Source organism: Nitrosospira briensis (assembly GCF_900115125.1).
Taxonomy (GTDB): Bacteria; Pseudomonadota; Gammaproteobacteria; order Burkholderiales; family Nitrosomonadaceae; genus Nitrosospira; species Nitrosospira briensis_A.
On record NZ_FOVJ01000005.1, the window covers coordinates 107517 to 125842 of the forward strand.

The window sequence follows — 18326 nt, forward strand, 5'->3', positions numbered from 1 at the left end:
TTATTTTTTAGATTCCGGCCGATTATCGCTAAATGCCGGGAATGCGTAAAAGGAAACCGATCATGCCTACCAATATCTATTGCTACCATTGTCACATCCAACATTCACGCGATGAAATGCGCCTGGTCGTTACAAAGACGGGTAAACGCTGGCGATGCGAGCGCAGCATAAAGAGCGCCCAGGCCGACAGGAAAACACGGGATGCTTTTGGGCGCAGTATTTCCGCTTTGAATAAAGCAGAGGCTCAGGCAAATATCAGGATGAGGTCGAAAGACTGAACAGCTAAAACTGTTGATTACCAGGTGGAGAATTTCGTATTTTGCTTCACTTGATTTTTATCTGATAGAGTTTTCTGATCGCTTGTTGTATCCACCGATACCTGGGCCAGCGCAGCACCGCGCATGGTTCTCAGGGTGAGGTATCGGTGGATTTGCTTCAGGTACGTAACATCGGATCGATATCCTGGCTTCGGGCTCGCGCCAATATCGGATGGGCAATGTGCCGATGCATATCAGTTGGTCCGGACTACTCTTTCATGCAGACTCTCGCCTTACCAGGGATAGACTCGCGTCGGCAGTCAGGCCGCCAAGAAAGCGCTGGAACCGCGAATCTCCCATCAGCACCGTACGGACATCAATTACAAGACGTAAACGTCCGCTTTCCAGCCTCAGAAGCTTCAAATAACTCGGGAAGGCATGATTTGCGGGTACAGCAATGCCGTTGCCGGGACGTTCGGCCGGGTAGCTTACCCATTCAGGCACCAGGCCGGATTGCCGTATGGCGGCTTCGGATTCCTCGAATACATATGTGGTAATTCCGATCGCAATACTCGTCCAGGAGCTGATCGGTACAAGTGGCTGCGTTTCCTGAGAACTGGACTGCGCGGCTTGTGGCGGCTCGCGCTTGGGTTTGGCGTTCATAAAACTCCTCTGTAGCGGTGCAAAACTCGCTCCTCTCCACGTGGATTGAGTGGCGGGAATGGGATCCAGGTAAAAAAACGGCATTCGAATCCGCCATATCGAGGCGAATATCGGGAAGACGTCGGGCGTATTTTATGGGTTTTAACGCTTGTTGCCTATTGGACTGAAGTACAACCACGGGGCTGTCGCAGGAGAGGGTTGTCCGTCCCTGACTTATCCGGACGGGTTCTCTCGCTTGAGCCGTCCGGCAGGAGCCAATGCATTTACCACGGCTGACGGCAAGGGCAACAATTGACCGCATGAGGCGGCCGCGATCAATTCACCGGACAGTCCCGCCGTTATAATGCCGCGAGTGCCGTGGCCAAGGCTGGTATAGAGCCTGGGCGACAGTTCTCCCACCAGGGGCATGGCGCCGGGAACCGAAGCTCTTACCGATGCCCGGCCGCCCAATTGCCGGGCGTCGAACGAATCGCGATCCGTTACCCTTGCCAGATCCGCGGACATTTCCGCCAGCCTGGACAAGTTCTCCTCGTGGTCTGATGCGCGCAAGTCAATTGACTCATCATTGAAGCCATGTGTCGCTCCCACCATGTGCATTCCTTCGATGGAAGGAACCAGATAGCCACTCGCGCATACAACGGTGCGAAGGTTTTCGCTATTAGGCGTTGGAGGTAGCGCAGTGATCTGCCCCCGGACCGGAGTCAGCGGCAAGCATGCCAATGGCGCAAATGACTTTACCTGATACGCAGTGCATACGACGACCACTTCTGCCTCATAAGACCAGGTTTGCTCACACTGGTTCCTTCCCTGCACACGCCAGCCACTGTCCGCCGCTGTCAACGACTCAACGAGATGTCCTATGTGGTGGGTAATGGTTTGGCTCTCTGCCAGGGCCGCGCACATTTTGGGCGGAACCAGCCAACCGCCCGCGGGAAACCAGAGGCCCCCATGCGTAAGTTCGATCCCGGCCAGAAGGGACGCCTCAGCCGCATCCACTCTTTTTAATATATGTGACGGCCAGTCGAGGGCTGCCAGCTTACCGATCCGCTTTGCTTCTTCCCCGGAAAATGCTAACTGCAATTCTCCACATTCGGCGCGGACGGTACCATCGACAGGCAGTTTTTCATCAAGCAATGCAAGCGCGTGCCCATAGGAAGCGAGCACGAAGCGTTGCAGGGAGTTCATGCCTGCGCTCAGGCGGGTATGCAGTATACCGCAGGGATTGCCTGAGGCCCCTGTAGCCAGTGCGGAAGCACGTTCGATCAACTTGACGGAAATGCCGCGCATTGCCAATGCTGAGGCAGCGGCACAGCCGGCCAGGCCTCCGCCGATAACAATAGCTGTTGCAGGAGTGGTTCGTATTGAGGGCGAGCCGGGAAGATGACCCTGCAACATTTCGCGCTTACGGCCGAAGCCAGGCAACTTGCTTACCTGAAAGCCAGCTTGCGCAAGGCCGCGCCGTACCTCCCCTGCACAGGTATAGCTTGCAAACGTGGCACCCGGACGGGAAGCGCGCACAACACTTTCGAAAACCTGCTGCGTCCACATTCCGGGATTGCGTGCGGGTGAAAAGCCATCCAGAAACCAGGCATCTATGCCGCTGCGGGTTTCAGCCAGCGCGTCGGCTACATCGCCTATCACCAGCGTGAGACGTACCCGTCCGCAAGCAAAGCTCCACCGATTCCAGCCCGGTACGCGACGGCGCCAGCGCGCGATGAGTTCGTCCGCATATTTCCGCAACTCCGGCCAAAGCGCCAGCGCGTTGCTCAATTCCCCATCGTCGAGCGGATATTTTTCGACGCTGAAAAAATCCAGGCTGCATCCCAATGAGGACAAGGATGGGGCGACTTCATCGAACAGTTGCCAGGCGCATAAAAAGCTAAGCCCGGTGCCGAATCCTGTCTCGCCTATCGCGAATCCGTCGCCATGGGGCAACGATGCAAAGCGTTCAGCGAGCCGGTTACCTTGCAGGAAAACGTGTCGTTTCTCCGCTAATCCGGAATCCCTGGAAAAATAGACATCGCCGAAGCGGGTGGAAAACGGCTGGCGATTTTGCCATTCAAGCATGTGTCAAGGCATTCAATCCATTTTGCTTATATGCCTGTGCAATTTGACCGTATCCCTGCTTTTTTTTCGCATTCGAAGGTTGAGAAATTCCACACTGACTGAAAATGCCATTGCAAAATAAATGTAGCCTTTCGGGACGTGTACTTCGAAACCTTCGGCAATCAGTGTCATCCCTACCAATATCAAAAAAGAAAGCGCAAGAATCTTGATGGTCGGGTGGGCTTCTACGAAATCACCTATGGGCTTGGCTGCCATCAGCATAACCAGTACCGCCAGAATGATGGCGATTGCCATCAAGCTGATATGCTCAACCAGACCAACAGCGGTTATGACAGAATCCAGCGAGAATATAATATCAAGTATGGCGATCTGCAGCAGTACAGTTCCCATGGTGGCGGCCACGATCGTCTTGCCGCTTTCTTCTACGCCTTCGAGGCTGCTGTGTATTTCATGGGTGGCTTTGTAGAGCAGAAACAGGCCTCCTCCGATTAGTACGACATCCCGCCCTGAAACCGAATTGCCGAATAAGGTAAACCAGGGCTTGGTTAAGCCCATCACCCACGAAATCGAGAACAGCAAACCAAGGCGAGTAATCATGGCAAGGCCAAGACCCAGCCTTCTCGCGAAATTACGTTGAGCTTCGGGAAGACGGCCTACCAGAATCGAGATGAAAATAATGTTGTCTATACCCAGGACAATTTCCAGCGCAGTTAACGTGGTTAACGCTATCCACGCTTCCGGACTTGTCAGCCACTCAAACATCGGTTTCTTCCATTTTCAGCTTGTCCCGTCAGTATCTATTTTAATTTGAACGCCGCAATAGGGTTCTGCTCGTTTTAACCTAAATCAGGTAGTTGAACGGGCGTTGAGTGTGCATTTTTGAGATGCAGGGGCCGTTCACCATAAAGCTTCTTTTTGGATTACTGAGTTGGGTTTCGCGGATCGCGATGAGGAACATTTGTGCAGCGATAATGGGGAAACGACGCTGTTTTCAGCTTTTATTTTATCACGCCCAGGCTTACCGCGAACCAGCAATGGGGGTCGGTCCAGGTATGTTCCAACTGGAAACCGCCGTGCTGGAGCAAGTCCCCCAGGCGCTCCAGGGTGTATTTATAGCTGTTTTCCGTATGAATACGCTCACCTTGACCGAACCGTATCGTCGTATCAAGGGCATCGACTCTGACTGACTGGGAACGCGCGCTTTCCAGATGCAGTTCGATCCGTGATGCCGCCTCATTCCAGAATGATACATGGTAAAAGGCCTCAGGCTCAAAATGGCCGCCCAGTTCGCGATTGATCCGGATGAGAAGATTTTTATTGAACGAAGCCGTTATTCCCGCGCTGTCATTATATGCGGCTTGCATGACGCCGCTATCCTTCACGAGATCGACCCCGAGCAATAGCTGATCTCCACTCGACAGGTGCTGCGCGACATTTTGCAGCAGGGTGATAGCGTCGACATGTTCCAGGTTGCCGATACTCGAACCGATGTACAAAACCAGGCGTGGCCGGGCCTGCAGTTCGAGAAAGGCCAGGTCTTCAAAATCCCCAATCTGGGGATGCACGTTCACCGCCTGTAATTCTTTTTCCACTTCGTCTTTCGCCAGCTTCAGTGCAGCATCGGATACATCGAGGGGGAAGTAATTTACGCTGAATTGCCGCCGCAGCAATGAACGCAACAGAATGCGCGTCTTGGTGGCAGTGCCGGCACCGAGTTCGCCGACAGAAACGTTCTTGCCGAGCCGGGAACATATTTCGTCTGCATGGGTCATCAATATGGCGGCTTCTGTACGTGTCGGGTAATACTCTGGCAAACACGTAATTTGCTCAAACAAAGCCGAACCTTCTGCATCATAGAGCAGCTTCGGCGGCAGGCTTTTAGGCGTGCGGGAAAGGCCTTCCAGCACGTCCCCGGCTATCTCAGAAACCGGAATCGACGCCGGAACCGGTACCCGCTTCAATTGTTCGGGCCTGATCATAGGCTAACTCCATCATGAGCCAACCGTATTCCGGAGAACTGCCAGCGCATCTGTGGAAGAAAAAAGTTGCGGTAAGATTTACGTATATGCGATTGGGGCGTAACGCAGGACCCACCGCGTAAAACCATTTGGTTACACATGAATTTGCCGTTGTATTCGCCTTCAGCGCCTTGGGGTGAGCAATAACCCGGATAAGCGGAGTAGGAACTTGACGTCCACTCCCATGTGTCTCCAAAGATCTGTTGCAGGTCACCCTGTTGTGCTGCCTGGGCAAGCGGCCTGGGATGATAATTTTCGTTTTCCAGCAGATTCCCGGATATTCTGGCGGTGTTCCCGGTGGAACCGGCGGCAACCTCCCATTCGAACTCGGTGGGGCAAGCGCGCACCCGCCCACCGGGCAAACGCATCAGCTTCGTAAAAGCTCACGTGGCATACCGGTTCGGCGGGGTTTAGCGGCAGCATGCCCCGGCATGTGAACTGCGTCCAGTCATTCCCTGCCTGTTCCCAATAAAGCGGCGCGGTCCATCCGTTCTCGCAAACGTGATCCCATGCGTCCGAGAGCCACAATTCTGCACGGCTATAACCACCATCGGCCATGAAGGCAAGGTATTCCTTGTTGGTAACAAGCCGGGATGCAATACGGAATGGGTTTATATAGGTGTAATGCCGAGGTAATTCGTTGTCAAATGCAAAGCCGCATGAATCGTGCCCAGATTCGTGAATACCGCCATCGAAACAGCACCACGCCAACGGCGGCGCAGCAGAAGCTTCAACAATGCGAACCTGGCCTGGCTGATAACCGGGCCGCAGGGGATTGACCCAGAATGCATGTTTGATATCAGTTACGATTAACTCCTGATGTTGCTGCTCGTGGTTCAATCCCAGTTCGAGCAATCGCAAAACCTCGACAGAAGCGCCACAATGGAGTAGTTCATGGATGCTGTTATCAACGTGGGCACGATAAAGGCGAACCTGATCAAGGGTCGGGCGGGAGAGCGTTCCACGTATGGTGCGATGGGGGTGCCCTCCCAGCCGTTTGTAGTATGAATTAAACAGGAAGCCGAATCGCGCATTGAACGGAGCATAGCCCTCCATATGCGGCGTCAGGATAAATGTTTCGAAGAACCACGTCGTGTGCGCGATATGCCACTTTGCCGGGCTCGCGTCAGGCATGGATTGAACCATTTGATCCTCTGGCGACAGCGGTTCCACGAGATTCAACGTTTGGCTTCGAACTTCGTCGTATTGCTCTAGCCATTTGCGTAGTAGCGAAGATTCGGTATGTCGACTGGAAGTTTCCGGCATGGTTATCTCGTTGTTGAATTCTTCGAATGGATTGCGACGCTATGTTCCAATAGTTTTTGGCAAGCTGTTCCCGAATACCCCTGCTGCGTGAATCCATTCTTCTAATTAACAGTTCGCCAATGGCATTAGTCGTGTCATGGATTTTCCATAAACCTGAGTGATCGCTCTGTGCGCTGTCAGACATACGAAGCAGCCCGGCACACGTTGCTCGGGCCATGAGTCTTGCTGCGGCAGAAAAAAACTGCCTTTGTACGATACCGCACTGACCCGATCTCGTTGCTGAAGCATCCTGTACCCGTCTGAAGCGCTTCAGAATTGAATCGGAGCGAACAGGGATGAAATAAGAGCATCTGAAATCTGAAGAAGAAGCATTGAGATCCACCTACTTTTACAGGAGACAGACCATGAGCTACGAAGATCGCGATACTTACGGCATGTACAAAAGCGAAACGTACAAAAGCTATGACGAGAAGGGGCCGGGTCCTCGCCTGATGGGGGCCGACACCCTCATCGGAGAAGATGTGTATAACCACAAAGATGAAGACCTCGGTGACATCAAGGAAATCATGCTGGATATGAACAACGGCAAAATCGCTTACGCTGTATTGTCATTCGGCGGATTCATGGGCATTGCCAACAAGCTCTTCGCCGTGCCCTGGAATGCGCTGAAGCTCGATACCGGGAACAAGCGCTTTATACTCAACGTGGATAAGGAACGTCTTGAGAGCGCACCGGGATTCGACAAGGATAACTGGCCCGATATGGCTGACCCCACCTGGCAGAGCACAATACATTCCTATTACGGAACAAAGTCGTACACTGACACAAGCTACACGGACACAAAATCCACCAAGGATTACACGACGCCAGCTCATAAAAACAACGAAAGAATAATACCGGTCGCGCCTGTTGGCACCGATCATGTCAAACATGACATCGACTGATCAAGTAAAAAGGCAGCCGGGGCAAGATATGGTTCACAGGTAAGTACGGATTCATATCTCGCTATCGGCTGGATCGGGAACTGAGCAATATAAAACAAGAGAGGCAGGTTATCTTGCCTCTCTTGTTTTATATTGCTCAACCTTCCACCAGGCGGGTAATAGTCGAAGAACATCGGGTCGCGTAAACCTGTCGTCAATAAGGTAAATAACGCCCTGGTCCAGATGAGTGCGAATGACGCGGCCTGCGGCCTGCACCACCTTCTGTATGCCTGGAAAGAGATAAGTGTAGTCGTGACCGGCCTTGAAGGCCGCATCCATGCGCTGCTTGATTTGCTCGTTGACGGGATTGATCTGCGCCAGCCCGAGGGTTGCGATAAAGGCTCCCGTCAGGCGCTTGCCGGGGAGGTCGACGCCTTCGGCAAAGGATCCGCCAAGCACGGCAAATCCTATCCCGTGTCCCGCAGGGGTGAAGCGTGCCAGAAAGTCCGCCTTTTCAGCCTCTTCCATTCCACGCGTTTGCTCCCAGACGGGAATTTCCGGGTATCTTGCCCTGAACAACAGCGCGACCATCTGCAAGTAGTCGAAGCTGCTGAAGAATGCCAGATAATTTCCAGGCATTGTTTTATATTGGCCGGCTATCAAATCAGCAATAGGCGAAACAGAACGCTCGCGATGCTGATAACGGGTAGAAATGTCGCTGACGATTCGTACTGATAATTGCTCGGCTTTGAATGGCGATTCCACGTCTATCCACGCAGCGTTCTCCGGCAGGCCCAGCGTGTTGCCGTAGAAACGCCAGGGTGTCAATGTAGCGGAAAATAACGCCGTTGACTGAGCGGCCGCAAAACGCGGCGCCAGTAAGGGCCCTGGAATAATATTTCTGAGGCAGAGTACTGCGCAGGACCGGTTCTTTTTTACGACGCTGTTTACAGAGCTCTTTTCAGGATTTCTCGTAACCTTCGTTATATCGAATAGCGAGTGCTCATCAAACAACTCGCTCACTCGGCAGAAGTGCAAGGCATCGAAGTAGAAGCGTTGCAGTTCCCGGTTTATGCCCGTCGGGTTATTGGTCAGATAATCCGTGATCGCCGTAATCGCTTGCTGTAACTCAGTAAGAAATTTATCCGGTAAAGCGGAATAAACCCGGTAAGCATGTTCCTGATCCTTGTGCAATTCATTCCAGCGGCGATTGACGCGATCAAGAATCTTCTTGAGTGCCATCGGCGCCGAACGGCGCATCGCTTTAAAAGCTGCCTGATCCAGCTCCGCCGAATACATCTTTCGTCCGCGCTCCAGCAGGTTGTGCGCCTCATCCACCAAAACGGTGACGCGCCACTGATTGGCGCTGGCCAAGCCGTATAGCAAGGCGCTCAGATCGAAGTAGTGGTTGTAGTCGCCCACGACTACATCACACCAGCGCACTAAATCCTGGCCGAGATAGTAGGGACAAACCTGATGCTCGCTGGCGACGGCTCGCAGTGCATCCTTATTCAATACAGCCCCGTCTCCGCCATTTATCGAACCAATCGCCAGTGCAGCGGTTCTTGCTGCGGGCAAGCGGTCATAAAACCCGCTTGCAAGGGGGCAGGAGTCGCCGTGACAGGCTTTATCGGGATGTTCGCATGCCTTATCCCGGGCTACCAGTTCAAGCACTCGCAGCGCTAATGCCGGTTCCTTGTTTTTAATTAACGTGAGTGCGTCGAGCGCAAGTTTCCGGCCTGACGTCTTCGCCGTCAGGTAAAAAATCTTGTCCAGTTCCTGCCGGGGGCAGGCCTTCAAAAGAGGGAATAGGGTGCCGATTGTTTTGCCTATGCCGGTGGGCGCCTGGGCGATAAGGCATCGGCCTGCTGAGGCCGTCTTGTACACAGCCTCAGCCAGTGGACGTTGGCCCTGGCGGAAGGATGGATGGGGGAAGCGCAGGGAGTTTAACGCTTCATTCCTCATCGTGCGGTGGGCCAGTTCCTGTTCGGCCCAATTCAGAAAGCATTCGCACCGGCTTTCGAAGTACTGCTTGAGCGAACCCACATCATGGGTTTCGCTCAACCACGTTTCTTTCTTGCTGACGATATCGAAGTAGATCAGTGCCAGACGAATCTCGGATAAATCCAGCTTCTGGCAGAGCAACCAGCCATATATTTTGACCTGCGCCCAATGCAGTTGACGATGATTGTCCGGCATGGCGCCGAGGTCACCCCGAAAAGTCTTGATCTCTTCGACCTGATTTTGAACCGGGTCAAAACCGTCTGCCCGCCCCCGGATGAGCAAGTGTTTATACTCGCCTGCGAGACTTACTTCCCTTTGGTAATTGGCCGGGCGGCGCAACATTACAACTCCATGCCCGGCAATGCCTTCCTGCGCGGAAGGCGTGGGGGTGAAGCGCAGATCGAGATCCCCTTCTTTGGCGGTGAATTCGCACAGGGCGCGCACGGATACCGTATATTTTATTTGGTGTTCCGTATGAGCCTGCGGGTCAATCCCTTGAACTACCCCTGCGCCAGGAGTGCGTTTTGGCCCGGTCGGCGCATGAATCAAGCCGTTACTCATTATGCCTCGCCCGCAATGCTTTTTTGCCCGGAAATCGGCATAACGATTATCGCCGACTTCAGGATGTCCATCGTTTCGTTAATGAAATGAGCACCATTAATATGGATCAAAAACCGATTTATTGCCGAGGGCACGGTCCTTGATGTCATACGTGGCAGTTCCTGCCCCGATTGTTATCAAAATCATCAGGAATCAGCTTTTAATTTTTACCGCTACAGGCTGTTAAACTCTGCGAGATGCACTCCATCCCCTATTGGCGCCTTTCCGGCTTTTATTTCTTCCATTTCGCTTTTATCGGCGCCTTTGCCCCTTACTGGAGCCTTTACCTCAAATCCCTCTCCTTTGGCGCTTTCCAGATAGGCGTGCTTATGTCGCTGTTGCATGTTACACGTATATTCGCACCGGCTGCTTGGGGCTGGCTTGCCGACTATACCGGTAAACGGCTGCTGATTGTCCGATGGGCGGCAGTTACGGGATTGATAAGTTACTGCGGATTTTTTCTTGGCGAGTCGTTCGCCTGGATATTCGTGGTCATGGCGCTGATGAGTTTTTTCTGGAGCGCATCGTTGCCATTGATAGAGGCGACCACCCTTTCTTATCTTGGCGAGAGCACCTCAAAGTATGGACGCATTAGAGTTTGGGGTTCGGTAGGATTCATTTTCGCGGTAACGGGTATCGGCTACCTTCTGGACGCTACGGATATCAGCTCGTTATTGTGGGCGGTGCTTGGGTTCAAGCTGGGGATCGTCATTTTTTCTCGCCAGATTCCCGAGGCAGAAATAGTGGTTCATTCCGCGGATGGTCATTCCGTAAGGCAAATATTCGAGCGGCCGGAAGTGCTGGCGTTTTTCGCGGCCTGCTTGTTGATGGCGCTTGCCCATGGTCCTTATTACACTTTTTATTCCATTTATCTGGTGGAGCACGGTTACAGCAAGAGCACGGTGGGATGGCTGTGGGCTACCGGCGTAGCCTGCGAGATCGGCATATTTTTCCTGATGCCGCAGTTGATGCAGCGGTTTCGCCTGAAGCAGATCATGGCTTTCAGCCTGAGTTGTGCGATTGCCCGTTTTCTGATGATAGGCTGGGGAGTTGATTTTCCGGTTGTGATATTGGTGGCGCAAGTACTTCATGCTGCGACCTACGGCGCGCATCACGCTACCTCCATGATGCTGGTGCATCAATTTTTTCGCGGACGGCATCAGGCCAAAGGGCAGGCCCTCTACACCAGTCTTACATTCGGCCTTGGGGGGGCCGCCGGGGGCATACTCAGCGGTTACGCCTGGGAGTGGCTGGGGCCGGGTCTGACATTCACGCTGAGCGCCGCCGCGGTTCTGCTTGGGCTGGTGCTGGTGATCTGGAAGATGAATGTCGACCCGCGAGTGTAACAAGCAAGAGGCGGTGGTGTTCTAGCTGTTTCTTGGCGGCCCGTTATGGGATAATCCCTGGTTCCATTAGGATTTGAAGCTGGATTCCAGCTCCCGATATGCAAACGTTATACGACAAACTCTGGCAAAGCCATTTGGTACATGAGGAATCCGATAAGCCGGATGGCATGGCGCTGATCTATATCGATCGCCATCTTGTGCACGAAGTTACCAGCCCACAGGCGTTTGAGGGACTGAAACTGGCGGGGCGCAAGCCATGGCGGCTTGATTCGATTCTGGCCGTGGCCGACCATAATGTACCCACGACCGGTCGCGATCACGGCATCAAAGATCCGATATCGCGTCTTCAGGTAGACACACTTGACCAGAACTGCGAGGAATTGGGCATCACTGAATTCAGGATGAACGATCGGCGCCAGGGTATTGTTCATGTCATCGGTCCGGAGCAGGGCGCTACCTTGCCTGGCATGACAGTAGTATGCGGCGACTCGCATACCAGCACACATGGTGCATTTGCGTGTCTCGCTTTCGGCATAGGCACTTCTGAAGTGGAGCATGTGCTCGCGACACAGTGCCTGCTGATGAAAAGGGCAAAAACGATGCAGGTTTCGGTTGAGGGCGAACTTGGCCACGGCGTGACCGCCAAGGATATCGCGCTCGCCGTCATTGGTGAGATCGGGACAGCGGGAGGCACGGGCTTCGCAATCGAATTCTCCGGCAGCGCCATCCGGGCGCTTTCCATGGAAGGGCGCATGACACTTTGCAATATGGCGATAGAGGCGGGAGCGCGCGCCGGCATGGTGGCGGTAGACGATACCACTATTGAATATCTTGGCGGACGGCCTTTTGCACCAAAAGGCGAGCGATGGGAGAAGGCGGCTGCATACTGGCGTACGCTGAAAACCGACGAGGGCGCAAGCTTCGACAAGATCGTGTGGGTGGATGCGGCACAGGTTAAACCCCAGGTAACCTGGGGGACGTCTCCGGAAATGGTAACGACTATTGACGGAAGAGTGCCCGATCCGGCGCAGATTACCGATATCGTGAAGCGTCACGATATGGAGCGCGCTCTGAAGTACATGGGACTTGCTCCCAACACGCCGATCAGTGAAATTCGCCCGGACAAGATATTCATCGGTTCCTGCACCAACGCGCGCATAGAAGACTTGCGGACTGCGGCGGAAGTGGTCAAAGGCAGGCACATTGCCGCGAATATCAAGCTTGCGATGGTCGTGCCGGGTTCCGGTTTGGTCAAGCACCAGGCGGAGCAGGAGGGGCTGGACAAGATATTTCGCGAGGCAGGATTTGAATGGCGCGAGCCGGGCTGCTCGATGTGCCTCGCGATGAATGATGACCGGCTTGAATCCGGGGAACGCTGTGCTTCTACTTCCAACCGTAACTTTGAAGGCAGACAGGGGCCAGGGGGACGCACTCACCTCGTGAGCCCGGCGATGGCAGCAGCTGCAGCGGTAGCGGGACATTTTGTGGATGTACGGGAATTATATTAAAATTTGAATGCAACAAAAGTGGATCTGTTTTTTTACTATAAAAAGGGGTTTGTAATGAGAATGCTAACGGTAATGATTGCCTTGGTCGCTGCTTTTGGTTTGTCCGCCTGTAATACCATGCAAGGCCTGGGCAAGGATGTTCAGAGCGGCGGCGAAGCGCTGGAAAAACAGGCGAAATAAAGCAGTATCAGAGTAATCAGCTTGTGAAAAAATTTGATTTCTGCGACGGATTGGTGGCGCCGCTGGATCGCGCGAACGTCGATACCGACGCCATCATTCCGAAGCAGTTTCTGAAATCCATCAAACGATCCGGCTTCGGGCTGAATCTGTTTGACGAGTGGCGTTATCTGGATCATGGCGAACCGGGCATGGATGCCAGCCAGCGTGTACTGAATCCGGATTTCATACTCAACCTGCCGCGCTACCACGGCGCGCAAATTTTGCTGGCGCGCGCGAATTTCGGTTGTGGCTCAAGCCGCGAACATGCTCCTTGGGCACTTCAGGACTATGGCTTCCAGGTGATCATCGCACCCAGCTTTGCCGATATTTTTTTCAATAATTGTTTCAAGATCGGCTTGCTTCCCATTGTGCTGGATGCAGGCAGCGTGGATAAACTGTTCCACGAGGTAGAGGCAACCGAAGGATATCGGCTGGCGGTTCATTTGCAGGATCAGTCGGTGACGGCGCCGGCCGGTAAAACTTTCTTTTTCGATATCGATCCTTTCCGCAAGCATAGCCTGTTGAAGGGCCTGGATGAAATCGGGCTGACGTTGCAACATTCGGACAAAATCAAGGCATTCGAGGAAAAGCATCGCGCAGCGCAACCGTGGCTGTTTGCATGAAACATCGTTACCGGGTTGCAAGAGCCTTATGAAAATAGCAATCCTGGCCGGGGACGGTATCGGCCCGGAAATCGTTGCTCAAGCGGTACGAGTTCTTCAAGCGTTGAGAAGTGACGGGCTGAAGTTTGAACTGGAACCCGGTTTACTGGGCGGATGCGCGGTAGAAGCCGCTGGTGAGCCATTTCCAGAGGTAACACGCAAGCTTGTTGCCGATGCGGATGCGGTGTTGCTGGGGGCTGTAGGAGGTCCGCAATATGACGCGCTCCCCCGTCGGCAGCGGCCGGAACAAGGTTTGCTCAGTATAAGGAGAATGCTGAATCTGTTTGCAAATCTTCGCCCGGCGATACTGCATCCGGAGCTTGCGAATGCCTCGACGCTAAAGCCTGAGGTGGTGGCTGGCCTGGACATTCTCATCGTGCGCGAGTTGACCGGCGATATTTACTTCGGAGAGCCACGCGGTATTGAACGGCGGGACGGTCAACGTGTCGGTTACAATACCATGATATACAGCGAAGCCGAAATCCGGAGGATTGCCCATGTAGCCTTTCAGGCGGCGCGCAAGCGTAACCGCAGGCTTTGCTCCGTGGATAAGATGAACGTGCTCGAATGCACGCAATTGTGGCGCGATGTTGTGACCGAGACGGCAAAGGAGTATCCGGACGTGGAGCTTTCGCACATGCTGGTGGATAACGCTGCAATGCAACTGGTACGCAACCCCAGGCAATTCGATGTGGTGGTGACAGGCAACATGTTTGGCGATATTCTGTCGGATGAGGCATCCATGCTGACCGGCTCAATCGGTATGCTGCCATCGGCCTCACTGGATGATCGGAGCAAAGGGCTTTATGAGCCTATCCACGGCTCCGCTCCCGACATTGCCGGCAAGGATGTGGCTAACCCTTTGGCAACAATATTGTCAGCGGCAATGATGCTGCGATACACGTTCGATGAGGAAGCTGCGGCCGTTCGAATCGAGAGTGCAGTAAAAAAAGTTTTGGCGGGCGGATATCGAACCCGGGACATTTACGAACCGGGAACGAAAAAGGTCGGCACTGCGGCAATGGGCGACGCGGTACTGGCGAATATATGATTATGGATCATGCATGGAAGAGACCAGGAACCGTAATCCTGGAAAGAGGCGATCGATGAAACGAGTCGGGTTTATCGGATGGCGCGGCATGGTAGGTTCAGTACTCATGCAGCGCATGCGGGAAGAGAATGATTTTGCCCTGGTTGAGCCGGCATTTTTTTCCACGTCCCAAAAGGGCGGAAAAGGTCCGGATATCGGCCAGGAAACGTCATCGCTCAAGGACGCGCATGATATAGATGAACTAAAATCGATGGACATCCTTGTTTCCTGTCAGGGCGGTGATTACACCAGCGCGATTTTCCCAAGGCTGCGCCAGGAGGGGTGGAAAGGTTACTGGATCGATGCGGCCTCTACATTGCGGATGGGACAGGACGCGATCATCATACTCGACCCCGTCAACCGCCCGGTTATTGAACAGGCACTGCACGATGGAGTAAAGAACTATATTGGCGGCAATTGCACAGTGAGCCTGATGCTGATGGCAGTTGGCGGATTGTTCGAGGAAGACATGGTGGAGTGGATGAGCGCCATGACTTATCAGGCGGCTTCCGGCGCGGGCGCACAGAACATGCGGGAGTTACTGCTGCAGATGGGCGAAGCGCATCGTGTGGCAAAAAATTTGCTGGACGATCCGGCTGCGGGCATACTTGACATTGACCGCGAGGTTGCGGGAACGCTGCGCAACGCCGGTTTTCCAACGGAGAATTTCGGCGTGCCGCTGGCAGGCAGCCTTATTCCATGGATAGATAAGGATCTTGGCAATGGGCAGACGCGGGAGGAATGGAAAGGCCAGTCCGAGACGAACAAGATCCTGGGGCGTAGCGGTCAGTCGATTCCCGTTGACGGGATATGTGTTCGTGTCGGTGCAATGCGATGTCATAGCCAGGCGCTGACCGTCAAGATGAAGAAGGACGTCCCGCTGGATGAGATCGAGGATATTCTGGCAGCTTCCAACAATTGGGTGCGGGTTATTCCCAACGAACGCGAGAGTACACTAAGAGAATTAACCCCCGCCGCGGTTACCGGGAAGTTGACCATTCCGGTGGGCCGCTTGCGTAAGCTTGCGATGGGTGGAGAATATCTTTCGGCGTTTACGGTAGGCGATCAATTGTTGTGGGGTGCGGCGGAGCCATTACGCAGAATGCTGAGAATCCTGGTGGAAGCCTGAGAGCCAGAGGCGCGTTTTGCGCTCGCTGCGCGTTAAGAGAGGCAATAATCCGGGACTCTGCTAACCAGCGGTTGCTGTCGAGCATTTCCTGCTCTCCGTTTCGGGGACATCTTTTCAACAATCCCAATTGAGCGTACGCCAATTACCGGGATTAATTGCTTGCCCGATTCCGGGGAGCGATAGTTCTTCTCGCCGTGAACGGGGTTTGGCAAAAAATTTGCCGTACGGCAAAGACAAACTTCAGCAAAGCGTTATTCCCCGCTAGTTCTGATACGTGTTCATAATCCATAAGCTTTCTTGAGAGTGTATTTGCCTGTGCGGAAGTTTGCTTCTAAAGCATGTTTACTTTTGTTTGCGATTATGTCGCCAGCAATCGTATACGCAGCCGGATTGGGCAGATTAACCGTTAATTCCGCTCTGGGCCAACCGTTGAGCGCGGAAATCGATCTGGTGGCAGTCAAGAAAGAAGAGAAGTCTTCTCTGACGGCCCGTCTCGCGTCGGAGAATACCTTCCGCCGGACAAATGTAGATTACTCGCCCCTTCTTTCGACATTTAAAACGAGTATCGAAACTCATCCCGATGGGCACCTGTATGTCAGGATTATTTCTTCGCAGCCAGTCGCCGAACCGCTACTGAATATGCTTGTTGAACTGAATTGGTCATCAGGACGATTATTACGTGAATATACCGTTTTGCTCCCTTCACAAGAACAGGATGGACATTCGCAGGCAGGACCGGCAACGCAAACCGCCCCGCCCGTCGGCGCCAGAGCGGAATGGGCGGGCAGCGGGCCGGATTCATCAATCGGGCGAGATGGCAGTTCTCCTCTACGGGATAAGACCGTTTCGGGGACAGCGGGCGGCAGGACTGATACCGTTTATGGTCCCGTAAAGCCGGGAGATACGCTGGGCGGAATAGCGAAAATTATAGGTCTTCCCGCCGGCGTCAGTTTCAATCAGATGCTGGTGGCTTTGCAACGAGCGAATCGCAATGCTTTCTTTGGCAACAATATACACCAGCTTAAGACAGGGCCGATTTTAAGAATACCGGACAGTAACGAAATTAGTACGATAACCGCGGCGGAAGCCAACCAGGAAGTAAAAGTACAGACTGCGGACTGGCGCCGGCGCAGATTTGAAGACGTAGAAAGCGCGACTGAAGAACTGGATCAAGTGTCAGCCGGAAAGATCGAGCGGGCCGCTGAGGTGTCAGCCGCATCAGATCATGCGCTGCCGCGAGAGATATTAAAGCTTTCCAGAGTCGAAGAGCCGCGCTATGCCACAAATAACGCGGGCAGTAATGTGGACGGGAGCGTAGATGGCAAGGTGCGCGGAAAAGAATCAAATTTACAGAGCCAGTTAGAGGCGATGGAAGAAGATGCCATAGCAAGACATGGATCGCTTCGGGAAGCAGGTGAGCGTATTGCGTTGCTTGAGAAAAATATCGAGAAATTGCAACAGCTGCTGGCGTTGAGAAATCCCTCACTGGCGGGCATGCAGATGCGGGCAGAAGCTATCCTGCCTGTCGAGTGGGATGCGGTCGCATTGACTTCCTACCCCGTTTCAGCAGCCCGGCCTGTCTCCTTTCGTACTGAAGAAAATACCGGAATAAACAACCTGGGAAGCCACGAAGAATCGGAGATAGCTCTTGCAGCAGCGGATGAGCCGGTAGAAATAGCCAGACCGGTGCAATCAGCCTCGTTGCCAACCGCTCGATCTGCGCCTGACTTTGACCTCGCGCCGGGAACACATACCAGTAACCTGACCGGTGATCTGGATGCGAATGTAGAATACCTGGGTGGCGCGCTTGTCCTTCTGGTGACAGGTATCGTCGGAGTGTCCATGGCGCGTCGCACCAGGGAGGCGCCCAGTGACAATGGTACGTTCGCTTCCACTGTCCGCGTGCAGCCGTCTGACCAGACGGTTGCCTCCTTCATGAGCCAGGAACTGTATAATGCTGCGGGAGCCGATGGGATGGACGCCGGAAGGCAAACTCATCCGGAGCGTGATGACATTCGGATTGGGACTGCGAAAATTGCCGAAAATATCGTGCCGGAAGATTGCGCGCAATCCGGCAAATCCGGGATACCGGCCAGTTCACCTGGCCGTGCTTCATCAGCGCTTATTCCTGTCGCCACCGAAGACCATGCATTGGATGGCATCAAGCTGTGCATGGACAACATCCGGTTTGCGAGTCCGTCTGCCGATTCAATAAAAAGCGGAGTCGTAGAACGTAACCACCGGTGGCACGAGATAGTTTCGGGGATTGACTTGGCCAGAGCTTATCAGGAAATGGGTGACAACGACGCCGCCGCGCAAGCTCTTCAGCAAGTAATGCAGGAGGGCGACGCACAGCAACAGGAAAGCGCAAGATTGGTATTGGCGAGACTCCACGATCCGGCTCAGCTTGGCTCACAAGACTGAACCTACTACCGGCGATCGACCGCTATTTTTCACTATTCTGCGACGCCAGGTCCACTTGTACACGCAGTGTTCAATTCCCCATATTGTCTTCCGGCAAGCCTGCCTGGGAAGTCCCTGTATAATCCTCAAGTGAAGTTCAGGATAATCATG

16 protein-coding genes and 1 pseudogene are annotated in these 18326 nt (G+C 53.7%); 10 read left to right on the forward strand and 7 right to left on the reverse strand.

The annotated features are described in order from the left end of the window. Positions 1-62: 62 nt before the first annotated feature. Positions 63-278 (forward strand): hypothetical protein, encoded by a 216-nt coding sequence (locus BMZ14_RS10995; protein WP_074797487.1) that lies wholly within the window; start codon positions 63-65, stop codon positions 276-278. A 255-nt stretch (positions 279-533) separates the two neighbouring features. Here the strand turns inward: BMZ14_RS10995 and BMZ14_RS11000 are convergent, their stop codons facing one another. The 6 genes from BMZ14_RS11000 to egtB all read right to left on the reverse strand — a co-directional run bounded on the left by BMZ14_RS11000 (position 534) and on the right by egtB (position 6271). Next, positions 534-920, reverse strand: a complete 387-nt coding sequence (locus tag BMZ14_RS11000; RefSeq protein ID WP_074797489.1) for a hypothetical protein — start codon at positions 918-920, stop codon at positions 534-536. A gap of 213 nt (positions 921-1133) precedes the next feature. Further along, positions 1134-2987: a bifunctional tRNA (5-methylaminomethyl-2-thiouridine)(34)-methyltransferase MnmC2/FAD-dependent 5-carboxymethylaminomethyl-2-thiouridine(34) oxidoreductase MnmC1 gene (gene mnmC, locus BMZ14_RS11005; RefSeq protein ID WP_074797491.1), complete on the reverse strand. Its 1854-nt coding sequence runs from the start codon at positions 2985-2987 to the stop codon at positions 1134-1136. 12 nt (positions 2988-2999) lie between these two features. After that, positions 3000-3749 carry a TerC family protein gene (locus tag BMZ14_RS11010; RefSeq protein ID WP_074797493.1) on the reverse strand — a complete coding sequence of 250 codons (750 nt, stop codon included), beginning with the start codon at positions 3747-3749 and terminating at the stop codon, positions 3000-3002. Positions 3750-3985: 236 nt separating this feature from the next. Beyond that, the gene (egtD, locus tag BMZ14_RS11015; RefSeq protein ID WP_074797495.1) at positions 3986-4966 is read right to left on the reverse strand and encodes an L-histidine N(alpha)-methyltransferase; all 981 of its coding nucleotides are present in this window, start codon (positions 4964-4966) and stop codon (positions 3986-3988) included. Next, positions 4963-5286 (reverse strand): SUMF1/EgtB/PvdO family nonheme iron enzyme, encoded by a 324-nt coding sequence (locus tag BMZ14_RS15495; RefSeq protein ID WP_256208588.1) that lies wholly within the window; start codon positions 5284-5286, stop codon positions 4963-4965. Before BMZ14_RS15495 ends, egtD begins: the two co-directional genes overlap by 4 nt. Continuing rightward, the gene (gene egtB, locus BMZ14_RS11020) at positions 5216-6271 is read right to left on the reverse strand and encodes an ergothioneine biosynthesis protein EgtB (protein WP_256208577.1); all 1056 of its coding nucleotides are present in this window, start codon (positions 6269-6271) and stop codon (positions 5216-5218) included. Before egtB ends, BMZ14_RS15495 begins: the two co-directional genes overlap by 71 nt. A 404-nt stretch (positions 6272-6675) precedes the next feature. On the opposite strand from egtB, the gene BMZ14_RS11025 reads away from it, so the two are divergent. Then, positions 6676-7215, forward strand: coding sequence for a PRC-barrel domain-containing protein (locus tag BMZ14_RS11025; protein ID WP_074797497.1), 540 nt, complete (start codon positions 6676-6678; stop codon positions 7213-7215). 108 nt (positions 7216-7323) lie between these two features. Here BMZ14_RS11025 and BMZ14_RS11030 read toward each other — a convergent pair whose 3' ends face one another. Further along, entirely contained in the window at positions 7324-9759 is a 2436-nt protein-coding gene (locus BMZ14_RS11030; RefSeq protein WP_143071969.1) for an ATP-dependent DNA helicase, read from the reverse strand. A 236-nt stretch (positions 9760-9995) separates the two neighbouring features. Here BMZ14_RS11030 and BMZ14_RS11035 point away from each other — a divergent pair, with 236 nt between their 5' ends. The 8 genes and pseudogenes from BMZ14_RS11035 to BMZ14_RS11065 all read left to right on the forward strand — a co-directional run bounded on the left by BMZ14_RS11035 (position 9996) and on the right by BMZ14_RS11065 (position 18176). Further along, positions 9996-11144 carry an MFS transporter gene (locus BMZ14_RS11035; protein ID WP_074797499.1) on the forward strand — a complete coding sequence of 383 codons (1149 nt, stop codon included), beginning with the start codon at positions 9996-9998 and terminating at the stop codon, positions 11142-11144. 98 nt (positions 11145-11242) lie between these two features. Further along, entirely contained in the window at positions 11243-12652 is a 1410-nt protein-coding gene (leuC, locus tag BMZ14_RS11040; RefSeq protein ID WP_074797501.1) for a 3-isopropylmalate dehydratase large subunit, read from the forward strand. A 54-nt stretch (positions 12653-12706) separates the two neighbouring features. Further along, a complete protein-coding gene (locus tag BMZ14_RS11045) occupies positions 12707-12832 on the forward strand; it encodes an entericidin A/B family lipoprotein (RefSeq protein WP_074797609.1) in 126 nt (41 codons plus the stop codon). Positions 12833-12855: 23 nt separating this feature from the next. Then, positions 12856-13494 (forward strand): 3-isopropylmalate dehydratase small subunit, encoded by a 639-nt coding sequence (leuD, locus tag BMZ14_RS11050; RefSeq protein ID WP_074797504.1) that lies wholly within the window; start codon positions 12856-12858, stop codon positions 13492-13494. 28 nt (positions 13495-13522) lie between these two features. Continuing rightward, positions 13523-14584, forward strand: coding sequence for a 3-isopropylmalate dehydrogenase (gene leuB, locus BMZ14_RS11055; RefSeq protein ID WP_074797506.1), 1062 nt, complete (start codon positions 13523-13525; stop codon positions 14582-14584). Positions 14585-14639: 55 nt separating this feature from the next. Then, entirely contained in the window at positions 14640-15752 is a 1113-nt protein-coding gene (gene asd, locus BMZ14_RS11060; RefSeq protein ID WP_074797508.1) for an aspartate-semialdehyde dehydrogenase, read from the forward strand. Between the two features lie 360 nt (positions 15753-16112). After that, a pseudogene (locus tag BMZ14_RS15680) lies at positions 16113-16439 on the forward strand (type IV pilus assembly protein FimV); the annotation flags it as partial. Positions 16440-16658: 219 nt separating this feature from the next. Then, positions 16659-18176, forward strand: a complete 1518-nt coding sequence (locus BMZ14_RS11065; RefSeq protein WP_371265749.1) for a FimV/HubP family polar landmark protein — start codon at positions 16659-16661, stop codon at positions 18174-18176. The last annotated feature ends 150 nt before the right edge of the window (positions 18177-18326 follow it).

What these genes read in the sequence shown, in the direction of transcription:
- BMZ14_RS11025 (WP_074797497.1), top strand. Translation starts at nt 6,676, where the DNA reads ATGAGCTACGAAGATCGCGATACTTACGGCATGTACAAAAGCGAAACG.
- egtD (WP_074797495.1), bottom strand. Translation starts at nt 4,966, where the DNA reads ATGATCAGGCCCGAACAATTGAAGCGGGTACCGGTTCCGGCGTCGATT.
- BMZ14_RS11000 (WP_074797489.1), bottom strand. Translation starts at nt 920, where the DNA reads ATGAACGCCAAACCCAAGCGCGAGCCGCCACAAGCCGCGCAGTCCAGT.
- asd (WP_074797508.1), top strand. Translation starts at nt 14,640, where the DNA reads ATGAAACGAGTCGGGTTTATCGGATGGCGCGGCATGGTAGGTTCAGTA.
- BMZ14_RS10995 (WP_074797487.1), top strand. Translation starts at nt 63, where the DNA reads ATGCCTACCAATATCTATTGCTACCATTGTCACATCCAACATTCACGC.
- mnmC (WP_074797491.1), bottom strand. Translation starts at nt 2,987, where the DNA reads ATGCTTGAATGGCAAAATCGCCAGCCGTTTTCCACCCGCTTCGGCGAT.
- BMZ14_RS11010 (WP_074797493.1), bottom strand. Translation starts at nt 3,749, where the DNA reads ATGTTTGAGTGGCTGACAAGTCCGGAAGCGTGGATAGCGTTAACCACG.
- leuB (WP_074797506.1), top strand. Translation starts at nt 13,523, where the DNA reads ATGAAAATAGCAATCCTGGCCGGGGACGGTATCGGCCCGGAAATCGTT.
- BMZ14_RS11030 (WP_143071969.1), bottom strand. Translation starts at nt 9,759, where the DNA reads ATGAGTAACGGCTTGATTCATGCGCCGACCGGGCCAAAACGCACTCCT.
- leuC (WP_074797501.1), top strand. Translation starts at nt 11,243, where the DNA reads ATGCAAACGTTATACGACAAACTCTGGCAAAGCCATTTGGTACATGAG.
- egtB (WP_256208577.1), bottom strand. Translation starts at nt 6,271, where the DNA reads ATGCCGGAAACTTCCAGTCGACATACCGAATCTTCGCTACTACGCAAA.
- BMZ14_RS11045 (WP_074797609.1), top strand. Translation starts at nt 12,707, where the DNA reads ATGAGAATGCTAACGGTAATGATTGCCTTGGTCGCTGCTTTTGGTTTG.
- BMZ14_RS11035 (WP_074797499.1), top strand. Translation starts at nt 9,996, where the DNA reads ATGCACTCCATCCCCTATTGGCGCCTTTCCGGCTTTTATTTCTTCCAT.